The sequence below is a fragment of the Telluria sp. AZSoR62 genome (assembly GCF_058111565.1).
In genome coordinates, this window is record NZ_JBYTST010000009.1 from 151,085 (window position 1) to 167,966 (window position 16,882).

Annotated in this window: 19 protein-coding genes; 11 read left to right on the forward strand and 8 right to left on the reverse strand. The window is 66.9% G+C overall.

From position 1 onward, the window contains the following. Window positions 1-163: 163 nt before the first annotated feature. From AC3XQU_RS15410 to phbB, 4 genes are all read left to right on the forward strand, one after another. Complete coding sequence (locus tag AC3XQU_RS15410; protein ID WP_489875039.1) at window positions 164-934, forward strand: glutathione peroxidase; 771 nt, start codon at window positions 164-166, stop codon at window positions 932-934. Then, window positions 934-1,821, forward strand: coding sequence for a M90 family metallopeptidase (locus tag AC3XQU_RS15415; protein WP_489875040.1), 888 nt, complete (start codon window positions 934-936; stop codon window positions 1,819-1,821). The genes AC3XQU_RS15410 and AC3XQU_RS15415 overlap by 1 nt, the downstream gene beginning before the upstream one ends. Before the next feature lie 76 nt (window positions 1,822-1,897). Further along, window positions 1,898-2,452: a hypothetical protein gene (locus AC3XQU_RS15420; protein WP_489875041.1), complete on the forward strand. Its 555-nt coding sequence runs from the start codon at window positions 1,898-1,900 to the stop codon at window positions 2,450-2,452. A 136-nt stretch (window positions 2,453-2,588) separates the two neighbouring features. Then, the gene (gene phbB / locus AC3XQU_RS15425; RefSeq protein ID WP_489875042.1) at window positions 2,589-3,332 is read left to right on the forward strand and encodes an acetoacetyl-CoA reductase; all 744 of its coding nucleotides are present in this window, start codon (window positions 2,589-2,591) and stop codon (window positions 3,330-3,332) included. Between the two features lie 81 nt (window positions 3,333-3,413). Here phbB and AC3XQU_RS15430 read toward each other — a convergent pair whose 3' ends face one another. The 7 genes from AC3XQU_RS15430 to AC3XQU_RS15460 all read right to left on the reverse strand — a co-directional run bounded on the left by AC3XQU_RS15430 (window position 3,414) and on the right by AC3XQU_RS15460 (window position 9,470). Beyond that, entirely contained in the window at window positions 3,414-4,040 is a 627-nt protein-coding gene (locus AC3XQU_RS15430) for a hypothetical protein (protein WP_489875043.1), read from the reverse strand. Window positions 4,041-4,051: 11 nt separating this feature from the next. Beyond that, window positions 4,052-4,906, reverse strand: coding sequence for a hypothetical protein (locus AC3XQU_RS15435; protein ID WP_489875044.1), 855 nt, complete (start codon window positions 4,904-4,906; stop codon window positions 4,052-4,054). A gap of 81 nt (window positions 4,907-4,987) precedes the next feature. Next, window positions 4,988-5,353 (reverse strand): VOC family protein, encoded by a 366-nt coding sequence (locus AC3XQU_RS15440; RefSeq protein ID WP_489875045.1) that lies wholly within the window; start codon window positions 5,351-5,353, stop codon window positions 4,988-4,990. Window positions 5,354-5,396: 43 nt separating this feature from the next. Further along, on the reverse strand, window positions 5,397-6,203 hold the full coding sequence (gene otnI, locus AC3XQU_RS15445; RefSeq protein ID WP_489875046.1) for a 2-oxo-tetronate isomerase: 807 nt from the start codon (window positions 6,201-6,203) through the stop codon (window positions 5,397-5,399). A 78-nt stretch (window positions 6,204-6,281) separates the two neighbouring features. Continuing rightward, window positions 6,282-6,731, reverse strand: a complete 450-nt coding sequence (locus AC3XQU_RS15450; protein WP_489875047.1) for a MarR family winged helix-turn-helix transcriptional regulator — start codon at window positions 6,729-6,731, stop codon at window positions 6,282-6,284. A gap of 297 nt (window positions 6,732-7,028) precedes the next feature. Beyond that, complete coding sequence (locus tag AC3XQU_RS15455) at window positions 7,029-8,435, reverse strand: DEAD/DEAH box helicase (RefSeq protein WP_489875048.1); 1,407 nt, start codon at window positions 8,433-8,435, stop codon at window positions 7,029-7,031. Window positions 8,436-8,690: 255 nt separating this feature from the next. Beyond that, window positions 8,691-9,470, reverse strand: a complete 780-nt coding sequence (locus AC3XQU_RS15460; RefSeq protein ID WP_489875135.1) for an inositol monophosphatase family protein — start codon at window positions 9,468-9,470, stop codon at window positions 8,691-8,693. Window positions 9,471-9,645: 175 nt separating this feature from the next. Between AC3XQU_RS15460 and AC3XQU_RS15465 the strand changes: the two genes are divergently transcribed. Further along, the gene (locus tag AC3XQU_RS15465) at window positions 9,646-10,416 is read left to right on the forward strand and encodes an RNA methyltransferase (RefSeq protein ID WP_489875049.1); all 771 of its coding nucleotides are present in this window, start codon (window positions 9,646-9,648) and stop codon (window positions 10,414-10,416) included. A gap of 29 nt (window positions 10,417-10,445) precedes the next feature. Here AC3XQU_RS15465 and AC3XQU_RS15470 read toward each other — a convergent pair whose 3' ends face one another. Continuing rightward, on the reverse strand, window positions 10,446-11,384 hold the full coding sequence (locus tag AC3XQU_RS15470) for a LysR family transcriptional regulator (protein ID WP_489875050.1): 939 nt from the start codon (window positions 11,382-11,384) through the stop codon (window positions 10,446-10,448). A 90-nt stretch (window positions 11,385-11,474) separates the two neighbouring features. Here AC3XQU_RS15470 and AC3XQU_RS15475 point away from each other — a divergent pair, with 90 nt between their 5' ends. The 6 genes from AC3XQU_RS15475 to AC3XQU_RS15500 all read left to right on the forward strand — a co-directional run bounded on the left by AC3XQU_RS15475 (window position 11,475) and on the right by AC3XQU_RS15500 (window position 16,834). Further along, window positions 11,475-12,065, forward strand: a complete 591-nt coding sequence (locus AC3XQU_RS15475; protein ID WP_489875051.1) for an isochorismatase family protein — start codon at window positions 11,475-11,477, stop codon at window positions 12,063-12,065. Continuing rightward, window positions 12,062-12,958, forward strand: coding sequence for a pirin family protein (locus tag AC3XQU_RS15480; RefSeq protein ID WP_489875052.1), 897 nt, complete (start codon window positions 12,062-12,064; stop codon window positions 12,956-12,958). Before AC3XQU_RS15475 ends, AC3XQU_RS15480 begins: the two co-directional genes overlap by 4 nt. Then, window positions 12,955-13,662 (forward strand): NADPH-dependent FMN reductase family protein, encoded by a 708-nt coding sequence (locus AC3XQU_RS15485; protein WP_489875053.1) that lies wholly within the window; start codon window positions 12,955-12,957, stop codon window positions 13,660-13,662. Before AC3XQU_RS15480 ends, AC3XQU_RS15485 begins: the two co-directional genes overlap by 4 nt. An 87-nt stretch (window positions 13,663-13,749) precedes the next feature. After that, window positions 13,750-14,268: a hypothetical protein gene (locus AC3XQU_RS15490; protein WP_489875054.1), complete on the forward strand. Its 519-nt coding sequence runs from the start codon at window positions 13,750-13,752 to the stop codon at window positions 14,266-14,268. Continuing rightward, a complete protein-coding gene (locus tag AC3XQU_RS15495; protein ID WP_489875055.1) occupies window positions 14,265-15,884 on the forward strand; it encodes a GMC family oxidoreductase N-terminal domain-containing protein in 1,620 nt (539 codons plus the stop codon). Before AC3XQU_RS15490 ends, AC3XQU_RS15495 begins: the two co-directional genes overlap by 4 nt. Beyond that, complete coding sequence (locus AC3XQU_RS15500) at window positions 15,881-16,834, forward strand: esterase/lipase family protein (RefSeq protein ID WP_489875056.1); 954 nt, start codon at window positions 15,881-15,883, stop codon at window positions 16,832-16,834. The genes AC3XQU_RS15495 and AC3XQU_RS15500 overlap by 4 nt, the downstream gene beginning before the upstream one ends. Window positions 16,835-16,882: the final 48 nt, after the last annotated feature.

Genomic DNA, 16,882 nt, shown 5'->3' on the forward strand with positions numbered 1-16,882 from the left:
GCCGGTCCGACGATCGCTGTCGTCCTTCATGCCGCGCCTAATGGCGCGGCTTTGTTTTTTCAGTTGAACAATTATTTGCGGTCCGTGCGTTGAAATCCCGTCAATGAGCCTTACCTCCCTTTCACCGCGGCGTCCGCCTGCCGCTCACAGGAAAGGAAGACCCATGCAAGCGACCCCCTCCATGACCCTGCCGACCCCGGAAACCCTCCAGGGCAAGCCGGTCCCGCGCGTCACCTTCAAGGCTCGCCCCGACGACCAGTGGCAGGACCTGAGCACCGACGAACTGTTCAAGGGCAAGACCGTGGTCGTGTTCTCGCTGCCCGGGGCGTTCACGCCCACCTGTTCCTCGACCCACCTGCCGCGCTATAACGAGCTGGCGCCGGTGCTGCGCGAGAACGGGGTCGACGACATCCTGTGTATCTCGGTCAACGACGCCTTTGTCATGAACCAGTGGAAGGCCGGCCAGGACGCGACCAATATCACGGTGATCCCGGACGGCAACGGCGACTTTACCGAAGGCATGGGCATGCTGGTCGACAAGCGCGACCTCGGCTTCGGCAAACGCTCCTGGCGCTATGCGATGCTGGTCAAGGACGGCATCATCGACAAGGTCTTCATCGAGCCCGACCGCGAAGGCGATCCGTTCGAGGTGTCCGACGCCGACACCATGCTCCGCTATATCAACCCGGACGCGAAGGTGCCGGAAGCGGTGGTGGTGTTTTCGCGTCCCGGCTGCCCGCATTGCGCGCGCGCCAAGGCGGCGCTAAGCGACAATGGCATCGTGTTTACCGATATTTCGGAAGACCAGAAAATCACCACCAACGTGCTGCGCGCCGTGACCGGCAGCCTTACGTGGCCGCAGGTCTTCATTGGCGGGCGCCTGATCGGCGGCGCGGACGACCTGCAGGATTATCTCGCTACCAAGGGGCGCTAATGGAAGGCATCATCGTCGGCCTGCTGGCAGCGGGCCTGCTGGCGGCCTGGCAGCTGCCCCGCTGGCGGCTGCGGCGGGCGCTGGCGCGTCCGCTCGCGCCGGCCCAGCTGGCCGTCATCGAGCGCAATGTCGCCCAGTACGGCGGCATGGACGGCGCCGGGCAAGCCCGCTTGCAGCGCCTGGTCCAGCAATTCCTGCACGAAAAGACCTTCGTCGGCTGCGCCGGCCTGGAGGTCACCGACGAGATGCGCCTGACGATTGCCGCCCAGGCCTGCCTGCTGGTGTTGGGACGGGCCGGCGACGCGGTCCCGGCCAAGGTCTACCCCTCGCTGCATGCGGTGCTGGTCTACCCGGGCGCCTTCCTGGTGCCGCGGCGCGAGGTCGATGCCGCTGGGGTCGTCTCCGAGCAGCGCCAGGACCTGCTGGGCGAATCCTGGGGCGATGGCCGCGTGATTTTGTCCTGGGACCATGTGCGCCGCGCCGGCATGATGGACGCGCCTTCGCACAACGTGGTGCTGCACGAGTTCGCCCACCAGCTCGACAGCGAGTCCGGCAGCACGAATGGGGCGCCTTACCTCGGCAGCACCGAGCGCTACCGCAGCTGGTCGCAAGTCCTGTCGCGCGACTACGCCAACCTGCGGCGCGATGCGATGTGGGGCCAGCAGGGCGTGCTCGACCATTACGGCGCGAGCAGCCCGGCCGAGTTCTTTGCCGTGGCCACCGAAAGCTTCTTCGAGCAGCCGCATGCGCTGGCCGGCCGCCATCCCGAGCTGTACGGGGAATTCCTGAAGTATTACCGGCTCGATCCGCGCGCCTGGATGCCGGAGCCCGCCGTGCTGGTGGACGAGGGGTTCGGCGAGCAGGTGGTCTACGGGCAGTGGCGGTAAGCTGCGTGCGTCCGCGTACAGAGGGCGCGGCACGCAGGGCGCATAGTCGAGCTACAACGATCAAGGAGAAATCGATATGTCCACAATCATCGCAGGGCGCTTCCAGCTTCAGGAAGACATCGACCGCGCCCGCCAGGCACTGGCCGAAGCCGGCTTCGACAACAACCGCATCAGCGGCTTTTACCTGAGCCAGCCGGGCCAGCACAACCAGACCCCGATCGGCGGCGACAACATCCAGTCGCCGGGCGCCAAGGAAACGCCGGAGGGCGTGGTCAAGGGTGTCGCCACCGGCGGCGCCGTCGGTGTCGCCATTGGCGCCGCCACGTCCCCGGTGACCGGACCGCTGGGCCCGATCGTCGGCGGCCTGGTCGGCGGCCACGTCGGCTCGCTGTTCAGCTTTTCCAAGATGAAGGAGCGCGGCGAGCCGGAAGAGGGCGGCGAGAACCGCATTCCGCCGCGCGAAGCCGGCATGCTGGTGGCGGTCGCCTTCGACGATGCCGGCATGGCCGACCGTGCGGTCGACGTGCTGCGCGGTCTCGGCGCCCACCATCTCGAGCGCGCCAACGGCAACATCGTCAATGGCGACTGGGCCGATTTCGACCCGAGCAGCCTTCCCCAGCTGATCGCCTGACGGCGCTGCAACACCCGCCGGCGGGCTTGATTTTAATCAATAAGTCACGCCGGCCGCTTCCCTACACTCGGTAGCTCGCGCTCGGCGGCCAAGCTATTTCCGATGAACGCGGACAACCACGTTCAGGGGATACTTCATGACCAATCGCGTTGCCCTCGTTACCGGGGGCATGGGCGGACTCGGCACCGCGCTGTGCCGCCGCCTGCACCTCGACGGCTATACCGTCGCCGCCACCTTTTCTCCCTCCAACCATCACCACGAAGCCTGGCTGGCCCGCCACCGGCGCGACGGCATGGAGTTCATCGCCGTCGAGACCGACGTGGCCGACTTCGCCGCCTGCGGGCGCGCCGTCGAACGGTTGCTGGCCCAGGCCGGGCGCATCGACGTGCTGGTCAACAATGCCGGCCTGCAGCGCGACGCCAGCATGCGCAAGATGGGACTGGACGAGTGGCATGCGGTGATGGGCGTCAACCTCGACGGCGCCTTCAACATGACGCGGCACGTGCTGGAACCGATGATCGCCCGGCGTTGGGGGCGGATCGTCAACATCGCCGCGGCCAGCGCCCAGGGCGGCGGATTAGCCCAGGCCAATTTCGCGGCGGCCAAGGCGGGCATGCACGGCTTGACCCGCGCGCTGGCGCTGGAGATGGCGCGCCATGGCGTCACCGTCAACACCGTGTCGCCGGGCCTGCTCGACACGCGCGGCATGCACGCGTTGCGGCCGGACGTGCTGCATGAGCAGATCCTGCCGCAGATCCCCATGGGCCGGCTCGGCCAGCCGGAGGAGGTGGCGGGGATGGTGGCCTGGCTGGTGTCGGAAGAGGCCGGTTTCGTGACGGGCGCCAACCTGGCGATCAATGGCGGACAGCACATGTCTTGATGAGGCAGCGGCCGGCCAGTCGTGGGACTGGGCGGGCGCCCGGCAAGGCTGGTGTTCGCCGGCGAACGCGCCGCGGGGTGGTCAGCTCGCCTTGGCGGGCGGTTTTTTCGGCGCCAGGGCTTCGATTGCCTTGACCTGCTTGTGGATCTTGTCGAGGGCCACCAGCACCGGCACGGCCTGGCCCGTCGCTGCGGCGCCGGCCAGGGCCAGCAAGCCGCTGACCAGGCCCGTGACTTCGCCGATGACGCCGATGCGGCGGATCTTCTCGGCCGCGTCCGCCGTGAGCTTGACCAGCTGCGCCTGCGGCTTGCCCAGGGCGCGCACGATGAAGGTGGCGGCGTCCGCATACAGGCCGTTGGCGCGCTGGCGCAGCAGCACTTCGTCCTCGAGCAGGGCGCGCGCCGTGGCCTGCACTTTTTCCGGCACCGGGCCGCCTGCATAGGCGCGGATCTCGCGCATGACGCGCTCGTGGATCTGGTCGGCGCAGGCCGAGAGCTGGTCGGCCAGCTCGACGATCTGGCCGGGCGTGGCCAGGCCGCCGCCGCCCGACGCAGGTGCTGCGTCCAGCCTGGCTTCGGCGGACGGTGCGGACGCGGCGGTTTCGGCGGCATCGAGGGCCTGTTCGGGGGCCAGGGCGGCGCCGGCATCGTCCGGTGCAGGGCCGGATGCGGGCGCGCCGGCTTCGGTGCGGGGTGGGGTCGGTGCCATGTGCTCTCCTGTCATTCGCCCGATAGGCCGTCGCGGATCATGCGCAGGTCGCGGCCGTAGTTTTCCAGCAGGCGCCGGAATTCATCCGTGGACAGCTTGCCGAGGTTCTCGCGCATCTTCTGGTGCCCCAGCGCGACCTTGGTCAGGCCCTGCAGCGCCAGCTCGTAGCGGCGGTCGACCAGCTTGTACTCGGTGGCCTTGTTCAGGTAATGCACCTTGGCCAGCGTCACCAGCATGCGGTCGGAGTTACGCGTCGAAAACGGGATCTCGACATCGAAGATGCCCAGGATGGTCTTCTTTTCATTCTCGTTGGTCTTGTAGTAGAGCCGGGTGAGCTGGATCATGGCGTCGAGCAGCACCTGCACATCGGCGTCGCCGTCGCGCACCATCGTTTCGACGCTGCGATTCTGGTAGCCGGAGGCAATCACGCGCGTGAGCAGCCGCGTCATGCCGGTGTAGGCCGTGATGTGCCGCTGCTGCAGGCCAGATTCGGCATTCGCCTTCAGGCCATTGCCGAGGTCATCGATCCGGGCCGACAGATCGTAGCGGGTGTCGCCGGCCAGCAGGCTCAGGGTCTGCATGTAGAGCACGAGGGTCTTCTGGATGGCGATGAAGTCCTCGTACACGGCCTTGCGCTTGGCGTCGTTCTCGCGTCCGAGCTTGTCGGTGGCGGGCGAGAGGTAGGGTTGCTCGCGCTCGTAGGTGTCGCGGTAGCGGCGCGCCAGTTCGGCATAGCCGCCCAGCTTGGCCGAGGCGTCGGCGAATGCGCGGACTTCCTGCAGGCTGACCGGCCCGCCGGTGGAGGCGCAGCCGCCCAGCCACAGGACGAAGAGCAGGAGCAGACGGGGTGAACAATATCGCAGCATGGGCTCCTTCCTGGCCGCATGAGGCGGCCCGAAAGGTCCATTGTTTCAAACTCCGTCCGGAGCGACCTTGCTTATGGTCAATCACCTGGCCTTGGCGAGGTCGAAGTGTGGATTCTGGATCACGCCGAACAGGTTGCCGTAGGGGTCGCGCACGGTGGCCACGCGGATGCCGCTGCCGACGTCGGTGACGGGCGAGTCGACTTCCGCGCCCAGCGCCACCAGGCGCGCGAGCTCGGCGTCGGCGTCCTCGGTGCCCCAGTAGGCGGTGGCGCCGGTGGCGCCGGGTTCGCCGTCCGGAATCAGGCCCAGTTCGAAGCCGCCGACCTGGAAACCGACATAGAAGACTTCATTGAAATAGGGCGCGTGCCCGACGACCTGTTCATACCAGTCAGTGGCCTCGGGCAAATTCGTAACGGGGTAAATGACGGTGCGCAATCCCTGGATCATGCTGGCTCCTGGTGTGGTGAAAGCGTCGATGTTGCCTGACTGATCACGCTGTGTCCAGCGTCTCTGGCGTACGGCCGCGCACTTCGTCGAACCAGCCGAACGAGGCCGCGGTCGCGCCCTGCGGGCTGTATTCGCAGCCGATCCAGCCTTCGTAGCCCAGCTCGTCCAGCAGGCGGAACAGGTAGGGGAAATTGATCTCCCCAGTGCCGGGCTGGTGGCGTCCCGGCACATCGGCCAGCTGCATGTGGCGGATCAGGGACAGGTATTCGCGGATGGTGCCGGCTAGCTCGCCTTCCATGCGCTGGGCGTGGTAGATGTCGTACTGCAGGAAAAGGTTGGGCGCAGCGCATTCGGCAATGACGGCCGCGGCCTGGCGCGTCCCGGTGAGGAAATAGCCCGGGATGTCGCGGGCATTGATCGGCTCGATCAAGAGATCGATGCCGTGCGCTGCGCACTGTGCCGCCGCGTAGCGCAGGTTGTCGACATAGGCGGCGTGGGCGCGCTCTGGCGGGACATGCGGCGGCAGCTTGCCGGCGGGGCAATGCAGGCGGCGCACGCCCAGTTCGGTGGCGTATTCGAGGCCCAGCGCGACGCTTTCCTCGAATTCGCGCGCGCGGCGCGGGTCGCAGGCCATGCCGCGCTCGCCGCCGGCCCAGTCGCCCGCCGGCAGGTTGTGCAGCACCAGCTCCAGGCCGTAGCGCTGCAAGCGCTGGGTGATCTGGCGCGGCTCAAAGGCGTACGGGAACTGGAATTCGACGGCATCGAAGCCAGCCGCCCTGGCCAGGCCAAAGCGCTCGAGGAAGGCGGCTTCGGTAAACAGGGTGCTCAGGTTGGCGGCGAATTTGGGCATCGTGGACTCGTCGGGAAACGGAGTCCTATCCTAAACCAAACCGCCGCCCGGGGCAGGAAACCTGCGAGGTCGCCGCATCTAGATGCTTGCACCCGGATTGCCCGACATCTGCGCCAGCGCGGCGTTCAAGGACTGCAGTTCGGCGCGCACATTGCCCACCAGGTTATTGCTGACGACATTGACCACCGACTCCGCATTGCCGACCAGTTCGCTACCGACCGGCGTGATGATCGCAAAGCCGACCCGCGCATCGCGCGGATCGCTTTCGCGCCCGACCAGCCCGATCTTCTCGAGCGGCAGCAGCGCCCGCGTCACCGCCGAGGCCGTCAGGCCCAGGCATTCGGCCAGGTCGACCCGGCGCAGCCGACCGCCAGGTGCCAGGTTCAGGTGGCGCAGAATCTGGTAATCGGAAAAGCTGATGCCGTGGTGGCTGCCGAGCGCCGAATCGAAGCGGCGCACCAGCGCAGTCGTGACCCGCGCCATGCGCAGGCAGAACTCGGTCTCGGGGGGCAGGGGAGCGGAACTCATCATTATCCTTTCGGTGTCCTCAATAGATCATTGAGCTTGCAACTATATGCCTCCTTCGATTCGCGTGCAAGCGAAAAATGAGCAGCCATTCGAAAAGCAATGAGGGTCAGAGTGCAATTATCGGGAAATTTAACGATCTTTCCCATTAATTGCACTCTGACCCCAATTAGCTGGCGGCAGAGGCTGTTGCAAAATAATGAGGGTCAGAGTCGAATTGTTTGACAACTTTTGGAAGTTGCTCGGTAATTCGACTCTGACCCTCATTAACGGGCTCCAGTAAGAGCCACGGAGTAACGCTTAGCGGTCGCGGCCTGGGCGCGAAGCGCTGGCTGGACGGGGGCCGCTCGGGCGCTTGGCGCCTGCCGAGGCGGGGACGCCGCCTGGGCTGCGGGGCTTGCCGCCACCGCCGCCGTTGCCGCCGCGGTTGCCGCCTGCGCCGCCACCACCGCCGGCGCCGCGGTTGCCCGCAGCACGGCCACCGCCGCCACCGCCGCGGCCGCCATGGCCAGGTGCGCCGCTGCGCAGCTGGATCGGCTGGGCCTTGGCGTTCAGGTCAGGCTCGAAGCCGGGGATGACGTGGCGTGGCAGGGTCTGCTTGATCAGCTTTTCGATGTCCTTCAACATCTGGTGCTCGTCCACGCAGACCAGCGACACGGCTTCGCCAGTGGCGCCGGCACGGCCGGTGCGGCCGATGCGGTGTACGTAGTCTTCCGGGATGTTCGGCAGGTCGTAGTTCACCACGTGCGGCAGCTGGTCGATATCGATGCCGCGCGCCGCGATGTCGGTGGCGACCAGCACTTGCAGGCTGCCATCCTTGAACTCGGCCAGGGCCTTGGTACGGGCGGTCTGGCTCTTGTTGCCGTGGATCGCCATCGCGCCGATGCCGTCCTTGCCCAGCTGCTCGACCAGCTTGTTGGCGCCGTGCTTGGTGCGGGTGAAGACCAGCACTTGCTCCCAATCGTTTTCCTTGATCAGGTGCGAGAGCATCGGGTGCTTCTTGTCGCGGTCGACCGGGTGGATCTTCTGCGAAATGACTTCCACGGTCGAATTGCGGCGGGCGACTTCGATCGAGGCCGGGTTGTCCAGCAGCTTGTCGGCCAGGGCCTTGATGTCGTCCGAGAAGGTTGCCGAGAACAGCAGGTTCTGGCGCTTCGGCGGCAGCAGGGCGAGCACTTTCTTGATGTCGTGGATGAAGCCCATGTCCAGCATGCGGTCGGCTTCGTCCAGGATCAGGATTTCCACTTTCGACAGGTCGACGGTGCGCTGGCCGGCGTGGTCGAGCAGGCGGCCCGGCGTGGCGACCAGGACGTCGACGCCATGCTTGAGCAGCTTGATCTGCGGGTTGATGCCGACGCCGCCGAAGATTACGGCGGAATTGAGGTTGGTGTACTTGCCGTACAGGCGCACGCTTTCCTCGACCTGGGCCGCGAGTTCGCGGGTCGGGGTCAGCACCAGGGCGCGGATGGCGCGCGGGGCGGTCTTGCTGGCAAGTGCGGCGCCGACCTTGTCGGTGGACAGGCGCTGCAGGATCGGCAGGGTAAAGCCGGCGGTCTTGCCGGTGCCGGTCTGTGCGCCGGCCAGCAGGTCGCCGCCGCCCAGCACGGCGGGAATCGCCTGTGCCTGGATCGGGGTCGGCGTGGTATAGCCTTGTTCAGTGACGGCGCGAACAATCGCGTCGGACAAACCGAGAGTAGAAAATGACATGAATTCTTTATATAAAAGTGGGCCCACCGCTAGCCTCAGCGCCAGTCCAGGAAAATCGGATTAGTCATTGCAGGCGGGACGCAGTGGATACCGCGGGAACGCCGGACGCTGCCACACCTGAAGATTCAAGCGTAGTCAGCCGGGATTATAGAGAAGTTATTTCTCAGTGGAAAGTTTCTGACCGGGACTTTCCGTCCGGTGAAGCGGGGCGATGCAGGCAAATACGGCGCACGCCCCAGAAGCACAGCTGGTATTTTACGCGAAAGGCGAGAGGAGCGGGATCATGGCGCCGAAAACCTTCGGGCCGGCCGCCACCACGTCGCCCTTGTGCAGGTAGTCCGACTCGCCGCTGAACTCGCCGACGATGCCGCCGGCTTCGGTCACGAGCAGGGCGCCGGCAGCGATGTCCCAGACTTTCAGGCCTTTTTCATAGAAGCCGTCGATGCGGCCGGCGGCCACGTTGGCCAGTTCCAGCGCGGCCGAGCCGCTGCTGCGTACGCCGTGGCAGCGCGAGGCCACGACTTCGTACATGCGCAGGTATTCTGCCAGCGCGCGCGGGTCGGGACCGTGGCCCGAGGACAGCAGGGCCTTGCCCAGGCGGTCGTGGTTGCGCACGCGGATGCGCTTGTCGTTCAGGTAGGCGCCGGCGCCCTTGGTGGCGGTGAACAGGTCGTTGCGCACCGGGTCGTAGACCAGGGCGTTGGTGGTCACGCCGCGCTCTTGCAGGGCGATGGAGATGCAATAGTTGGGATAGCCGTGCAGGAAGTTGGTGGTGCCGTCGATCGGGTCGATGATCCACACGAACTGGCTCTCGTCATTCAGGTTAGCCGACGCACCGCTTTCTTCCGCCAGGATGGCGTGGCCCGGATAGGCCTTCAGCAGCGTCTCCACGATGGCCTGCTCGGCCGCCTGGTCGATATCGGTGACGAAATCGTTGTGTTGTTTTTCAGAAACGGTAATGCGGTCGATATCGAAGGACGCCCGGTTGATGACGGTGGCGGCGCGGCGTGCGGCCTTGATGGCCGTATTGAGCATTGGATGCATGGAGGCTTTCCGAGAAAAACGCGAACGCCCACCACGCAGGAAAGCGCCGTGAACGGTCAGCTAATTAGAGGATGACAAAGAGCAAAGCGGTGTCGAACCCGTTAAAATCCATGACTTGGTGTCCATGCATTCCATTTGTCCGCACCGCGCGATAGCGCTATTTTAAATGAACCCGACCGAAATCAACACGTCTCTTTTTAAACGCCTGCGTTTTGTGCTGGTCGAAACCAGCCGCGCCGGCAATGTCGGATCGGTCGCGCGGGCCATGAAGACGATGGGTTTCAGCGAGCTGGTGCTGGTCACGCCGCGCTGCGCGGACCCCTTGCACGACCCGGAAGCGGTGGCCTTTGCCAGTGGCGCGATCGACGTGCTTCAGGGCGCGCGCATCGTCGGCAGCATGCAGGAAGCCCTGGAGGGCTGCAATTTCGCGGCCGCCGTCTCGGCCCGCCTGCGTGAATTCTCGCCGCCGGTCTGGACCCCGCGCGCTTTCGCCGGCCACGTGGCCGGGCAGCAGGACCTGCGTCCCGCCCTCATCCTGGGCAACGAGCGCGTCGGCCTGCCCAACGAGATCGTCGAGGGCTGCAATGTCTTGATCAACATCCCGGCCAATCCCGATTACTCGTCGCTCAACCTGTCGCAGGCGGCCCAGGTGCTGGCCTACGAGTGCCGGATGGCGACCCTGGTCGACCCGGCCGGCGCGGTCGACGGGCGCGGCGTGGGCTTCCATGGCGACGCCGCCAGCCTGGCCCAGGTCGAGGGCATGTATGCGCACCTGGAGCAGGCGCTGGTGGCGATCGGCTTCCTCCATGCCGACAACCCGAAGAAGCTGATGCCGCGCCTGAAGCGCCTGTTCTCGCGCACCGGGCTGGAGACCGAAGAAGTCAACATCCTGCGCGGCGTCGCCAGTCACATCCTCAAGCGGCTGCCGCCTGCCTGAACGGGCATGGACCAGGCTTGCCCACTGTGCTAGGCGTCGATCCGGCGCGTGCCGTTTGCCGCCCCTTCCGCGGCCAGGATCGTCCTTGAAACGAATTCCATCAATGCCCGCGTTTTCGCCAGGACGTGCCGGCTCGGCGTCACGAGGCTGACGTCGATCGGCATGAACTCCCACTGCTTGCATACCTGTACGATGCTGCCGTTCGCGGCCAGGGAGTCGCTCAGGAATCCCGGCAGGATGCCGATTCCCGCACCGGCCAGCACGGCCTCCCTGACGAAGCCGATATTGTTCACCGAGAGGGCGCCCGTGACCGACACGGCCTGCTCGGTTTTTTTGCCGATGAAGCGCCATTCGGCGTGATCGGCGATGCGTGGAAACAGAATGCAGCGGTGCCGGGCCAGGTCCGCGGGCTTGCGCGCCAGGCCATGTGCGGCGATATAGTCCTTGCTCGCAAAGGCGCGTCGCGCAATGCTGCAGATGCGGCGCACGACCACCTGCTGGTCGCGGACGGCGCCCATGCGCACGGCGAGGTCGAATCCTTCACCGCTCAAGTCGACGTTCCTGCTATCGAGATCGAGATGAATGCTGACCGCCGGATGCAAGGCGAGAAACGCTTCGATGGCCGGTCCGATGACATGTACCGCCAGCTCGACGGGGGCGCTCACGCGGATCGTGCCGCTCACCCGCGTCTGCAGCGACATCACTTCGGCGTTGGCGGTTTCGAGTCCAGCCAGCACCTCGCGGCAGCGTTCGAAATAGGCGCGTCCCGCTTCGGTCAGGATGAGCTTGCGGGTGGTCGCGCTGATCAATTTCGATCCCAGCTGGAGTTCGAGCTCGCGTACCTGGTTGCTGACCGTCGACTTGGCCATGCCCAGGGCCTGCGCGGCCTTGGTGATGCTCGCGTAGTGGGCCACCGTGACGAAGATGCGGATATGGTCGAGCTGGAAGTGCAGGGGACTGGTGGGCATTGTTCGCCTGAGCGAACATGATGTTCGTTCAGCGTAAGTTTGATCGAACAAGCATAGCATGACGGCTCCCTTATCCGAACGGACGCCATCATGAGCAACTTCAGTACCTCCACCTGCGCACTGATCCTGATCGACCACCAGGTCGGCACCATGGGTTTAATCCACAACCATTCGCTGGAGCTGGTCAGGCGCAATACGCTTGCACTGGCGCGCATGGCGCGCATCCTCGACATCCCGACCGTGCTCACCACGTCGCAGGAAAAGCAGTTCCAGGGCCCCCTCATGCCCGAACTGGAAGCGATCCTGCCCGCGGCACATGCCGCGCGCATCAAGCGCAGCGGCCTGGTCAACGCCTGGGACGACGCGGCATTTGCCGGCGCCGTGCGCGCGACGGGCCGGCGCCAGCTGATCCTGGCCGGCGTCACCACCGATGTCTGCCTGGTGTTTCCTGCCATTAGCGCTGTGCAGGAAGGCTTCGAGGTGCAGGCAGTGCTGGACGCCTCCGGCTCCCCGTTCGCCTTGTCGGAACAGACCGCCCGCCAGCGCATGGAAAACGCGGGCGTGGTCCTGACCGCCACCATCACGGTGTTCGCGGAACTGGCGCATGACTGGAGCGGAAAGGAGGGCGGTGCGCTGCAGAAGCTGCTGTTCGAGGACGTGCTGGCAGGCGTGGCCGGATGATGGCGCCGCGGACCGATACCGGACCGGCGCTGCGGCCGCTGCGCGGCGCCAGCCTGCCTGCACGGCATGCGATGGGGGACGGCCTGAGCATCGCCAAGCTGCATCCCGCCACGCTGGGCTGGGAGCTCGATCCGGTGCTGCAGATCGACTGGTTCAAGATGAGCAAGCCCTTTTTCCCTCCGCATCCCCATGCCGGATTTTCCGCGGTCACGCTCATGCTGCCCGATTCGGCCGGCGGCTTCCTGAACCGTGACAGCCAGGCGAACGCCTCGCGCATCGATCCCGGCACGATGCACTGGACCGAAGCGGCGCGCGGCCTGCTGCACGAAGAAGTCCCGCAAGTCGATGGCGTCGAATGCCATGGCCTGCAAATCTTCGTCAACCTGCCCGCGGCGTTCAAGCTCGCCGCCCCGCAGGTCTACCATGTCGAGCGCGCACAGATCGATCCGGTTGTGCTCGAGGGCGCGCGAGTTCACTGCTACGTCGGCGATTTCGCAGGCGTGCGGCGCGGCGCGGCGCGTCCGCGTACCGAGATGGCGCTGTGGACCATCGAACTCGATGCCGGCGCCCGGCTGGACCTTCCATTGCCGGCCGATTGGAATGCCAGCCTGCTGGTCACCGGCGGACAGGTGGGCGTCGAAGGCGACGGGCATCCCCTGGGTTCGGTGCTGGGCTTCGGCCACGGCGACCTGTTGCGTATCGAGGCGGGCGGAACGCCGGCCACGGCCGTCCTGCTGGCCGGTCCTGCGCTGCTCGAGCCGATCGCCGTGTCCGGGCCGTTCGTGATGAACGACCGCGAGCAGCTGATCGATGCTAAGCGCCGTTTTGCGGCGGGCGAGATGGGACAGCTGTCCCCGTCGCGCCCTGATGGAAGTGACGGAGGAATGCGATGAACGACACGACATGCAGGCTGTTGCTGGTGTACACCACCGATACCAATTCGACCCGGCAGATGGCGCAGAGCGTGGCGGCCGGCGCCCGCTCGGTCGATGGGATCGACCTGACGGTCACGCTGCTGGAAACGGGCGAGGACCTGACCCCGGCCGACATGGCGCCTTTCGACGGGCTCATCCTTGGCACGCCGACGCGTCACCGCAATATGCACCACCGGGTCAAGCTCTTCATCGAACGCGTGATCGAATCTTTGTGGCTCACCGATTCGATGGTGGGCATGGTCGGCGGCGTATTCTCGGTAGGAGGCGGGCATGGCGGCACCGGCGCCGGCGCCGAGCAATGCCAGCTCGGCATGCTCGCGGCCATGGCCGCGAATGGGATGATCATTGTTCCCCTGCCCAAGACCACGCCCGGCGCCGATGTCGCCGGATGCCACTGGGGTCCGGTTGGCCGGAGCGCCGGCCTCAAGCTCGAGCCGCTCTGGCTGACCGATGAGGCGCTGGCGGCCGGCTACCACCACGGCGCCAACGTGGCGCGCGTGACCCGTGCGCTCGCCCCGCACAGGCAGGCGCTGTTCGCCAGGGGGAACGAAGCGCCGGCCGCCGCATTGCTGCCGGCCTTCCTGGCCCAACCCAATCCCCTCGAGGCCTTGCGTCCTCCGCCGGCAGACGCCAATCCTCTTTACCGCAGCCAACCCGGCTGATCGCACGGCGCTGCGAACCCCCGTCATTGCACCGGCCGCCCCGTTTTCTCTTTGTTGTACACTAAAAGAAACACACGGGGCAACGACATGGGGACAACGCGCCGGACCTTCCTGAGCGCTACGGGAGCTGCCGCGCTGGCGCTGGCCGCCGCCGGTGCATGGTACCGGGCTGGGCACACAGCCAGTCCGCACCGCTTCGCACTCGATGGCGAAGCGCGCGCCGCGCTGCATGCGATCGTTCCCGCGATCCTGGCCGGCGCCTTGCCGCAGGACGCCGGCCGCGCGGCCGCCCTGTCGGCCACGATCGAGGGCGTGCACGCCGCCATCCTCGGCCTGCCCCCGGGCACCCAGGCCGAGATCCAGGACCTCTTCGGGCTGCTTGCGCTGGCGCCGGCGCGGCGCCTCCTGACCGGGATCGCCGGCGGCTGGGAAGGCGCCCGCACCGAGGACGTCGGCGCCTTCCTGCAGGACTGGCGCCTGCATCGCCTGGGCCTGTTGCGCACTGCCTACCACGCGCTGCACGACCTGGTGCTGGGCGCCTGGTATGCGCAGCCGTCCAGCTGGGCGGCGACCGGCTATCCGGGACCGATGAAGGAACTCGCATGAGTGCACCGATCATCCCCGATCCGATCCGTGAAGGCCTGGCCAAAGGCTGGAAGATCGTCGATGCTTCCACCATCGCCAGCGACCGCACCCTGGAAGCGGACGTCGTCATCGTCGGCAGCGGCGCCGGCGGCGGCGTCACCGCCGAGATCCTGGCGCGTTCGGGCCTGTCGGTCATCGTCGTGGAAGAGGGCGCGCTGAAGTCCTCCAGCGATTTCAAGATGCGCGAGGCCGACGCCTATCCTTCGCTGTACCAGGAATCGGCCGCGCGCAAGACGGCGGACAAGGGCATCAACATCCTGCAGGGCCGTACCGTGGGCGGTTCCACCACCGTCAACTGGACCTCGAGTTTCCGCACGCCGCCCGTCACGCTGGACTGGTGGCGCCGGCGCCATGCGCTGCCCGAGGCCACGCCGGAAGCGCTCGCGCCATGGTTCGCCATGATGGAAGCGCGGCTGCACATCGGGGACTGGGCCGGCGCGCCCAACGAAAACAACGACGTTCTGCGCCGCGGCGCACGGCAGCTCGGCATCGATACTGGCCTGATCCGCCGCAACGTCAAGGGCTGCTGGAACCTCGGCTACTGCGGCATGGGTTGCCCCACCAATGCCAAGCAGTCGATGCTGGTCACGACCATCCCGGCCGCGCTGGAGCACGGCGCCACGCTGGTCACGCGCGCCCGCGCCCACCAACTCGTATTCAAAGGCGAGCGAGCCGATATGCTGCTCTGCCATGCGCTCGACGCGGCCGGCATCGTCCCGAACGGCCGCACGCTGGCCTTGCGCGCCCGCCATTACGTGGTCGCGGGCGGCGCCATCAATTCGCCCGCGCTGCTGCTGCGCTCCAAGGCGCCGGACCCCAGCGGGCAACTGGGAAGACGCACCTTCCTCCATCCCACCCTGATCTCGGCCGCCTTCTTCCCGCAGCGCGTCGAAGCCTGGGCCGGCGCGCCGCAGACCGTCTATTCCGACCACTTCCTGCAGGGCAGCCCGGACGGCCCGATCGGCTACAAGCTGGAAGCGCCGCCCCTGCACCCGCTGCTGCTGGCCACCACCATGAACGGCTTCGGGGCGCAGCATGCGCATGTGATGCGCAAATTCCCGCACTTGCAGGGCATGCTGGCGCTGCTGCGCGACGGCTTCCATGACGATGCGGCCGGCGGCGCGGTGCGCCTGCGCTCCGACGGCAGCCCGGAGCTCGACTACCCGCTGACCGATTACCTGTGGGACGGCGCCCGGCGCGCCCTGCTGTCCATGGCCGAGATCCAGTTCGCGGCCGGCGCGCGCGAGGTGCTGCCGGCGCACGAGATGGCGGGACGCTACCGCTCCTGGAAAGAAGCGAAGACGGCAATCGCCGCGCTGCCGCAGCAGGTGCATCTGACGCGCGTGGCCTCGGCCCACGTCATGGGCGGCTGCGCGATGTCGGGCGACGAAGCACTCGGCGTGACTGCTTCGGACGGCCGCTACCGGGGCCTGTCCAACGTCTCGGTGCACGACGGTTCGCTGTTCCCGACCTCGCTCGGCGCCAACCCGCAACTGTCGATCTACGCGTTGACGGCCAAGCTGGCAAGCGGCCTGGCCACCGAGCTCACCGGCCGCCCGGCCGCGCGGCTCGCATGAAGGCCTTGAGCGCGCGCTCGCTGCTGCGCCTGATCCTGGTGCTGCAGGCCCTGGCGGCCCTCGGCATCGGCGCTGCCGCCATCGAAGTCTTCGGCGCCACGCGCTGGCAGGCCTGTGCCGCGGGCCTGGGCAGCGTGCTGCTGGTGCGCTTGCTCATCAACGCCAACAACTTCCTGATGAGCGCGCGCTACGCCAGCCCGACGCCGAGCCAGCACCGGCTCGGCATGGCTGCGCGCCTGCGCATGTTCGCCGAAGAATTCGCGTCGAGCATGCTGCAGTCCTCGTGGACCATGCCGCGCGCGCGGCCCTGCACGCGCATCCATCCGGACTCCAGGGCGGCGCCCGTGCTGCTGCTGCACGGCTACGGCTGCAACAGCGGCTACTGGTCGCGCCTGATGCCCTTGCTGGACGCGGCCCGCATCAGCCATGCCGCGGTCGACCTGGAGCCGCTCACCGCCGACATCGATGCCTATGCGCCCCTGGTCGAGCGGGCAGTCGATGCGCTGCGCGCAGCCACCGGTGCCGACCGGGTGGTGATCGTCGCCCACAGCATGGGCGGCCTGGTGGCGCGCGCCTGGATGCGCGCCTGCGGCACCAGCAAGGCGGCGCGCGTCATCACGCTCGGCACGCCCCACCACGGCACTTGCCTGGCCGCTTTCGGCATCGGCCTGAACGCCGCGCAGATGCGCCGTGCATATCCCGGCGACCCTGCCGGGCTGCCCGAATGCGACTGGCTGCGGGCCCTGGCGGCCAGCGAACACCCGGCCACGCGGGCGGTGGTCACGTCGATCTATACCCACCACGACAACATCATTTCGCCCCAGACCTCGAGCGAACTGCCGGGTGCGCACAACATCGCCTTCGGCGGCGTCGGCCACGTGGCCCTGGGACGCAACCGGCGCGTGCTCGAGGCCCTCATGCGGGAGCTCTCTCCTATGCGCAGCGGGTAGCGCTGGCCGTATTTACGAAGGCCATGCTACAGTAGCCACAACGCGTAC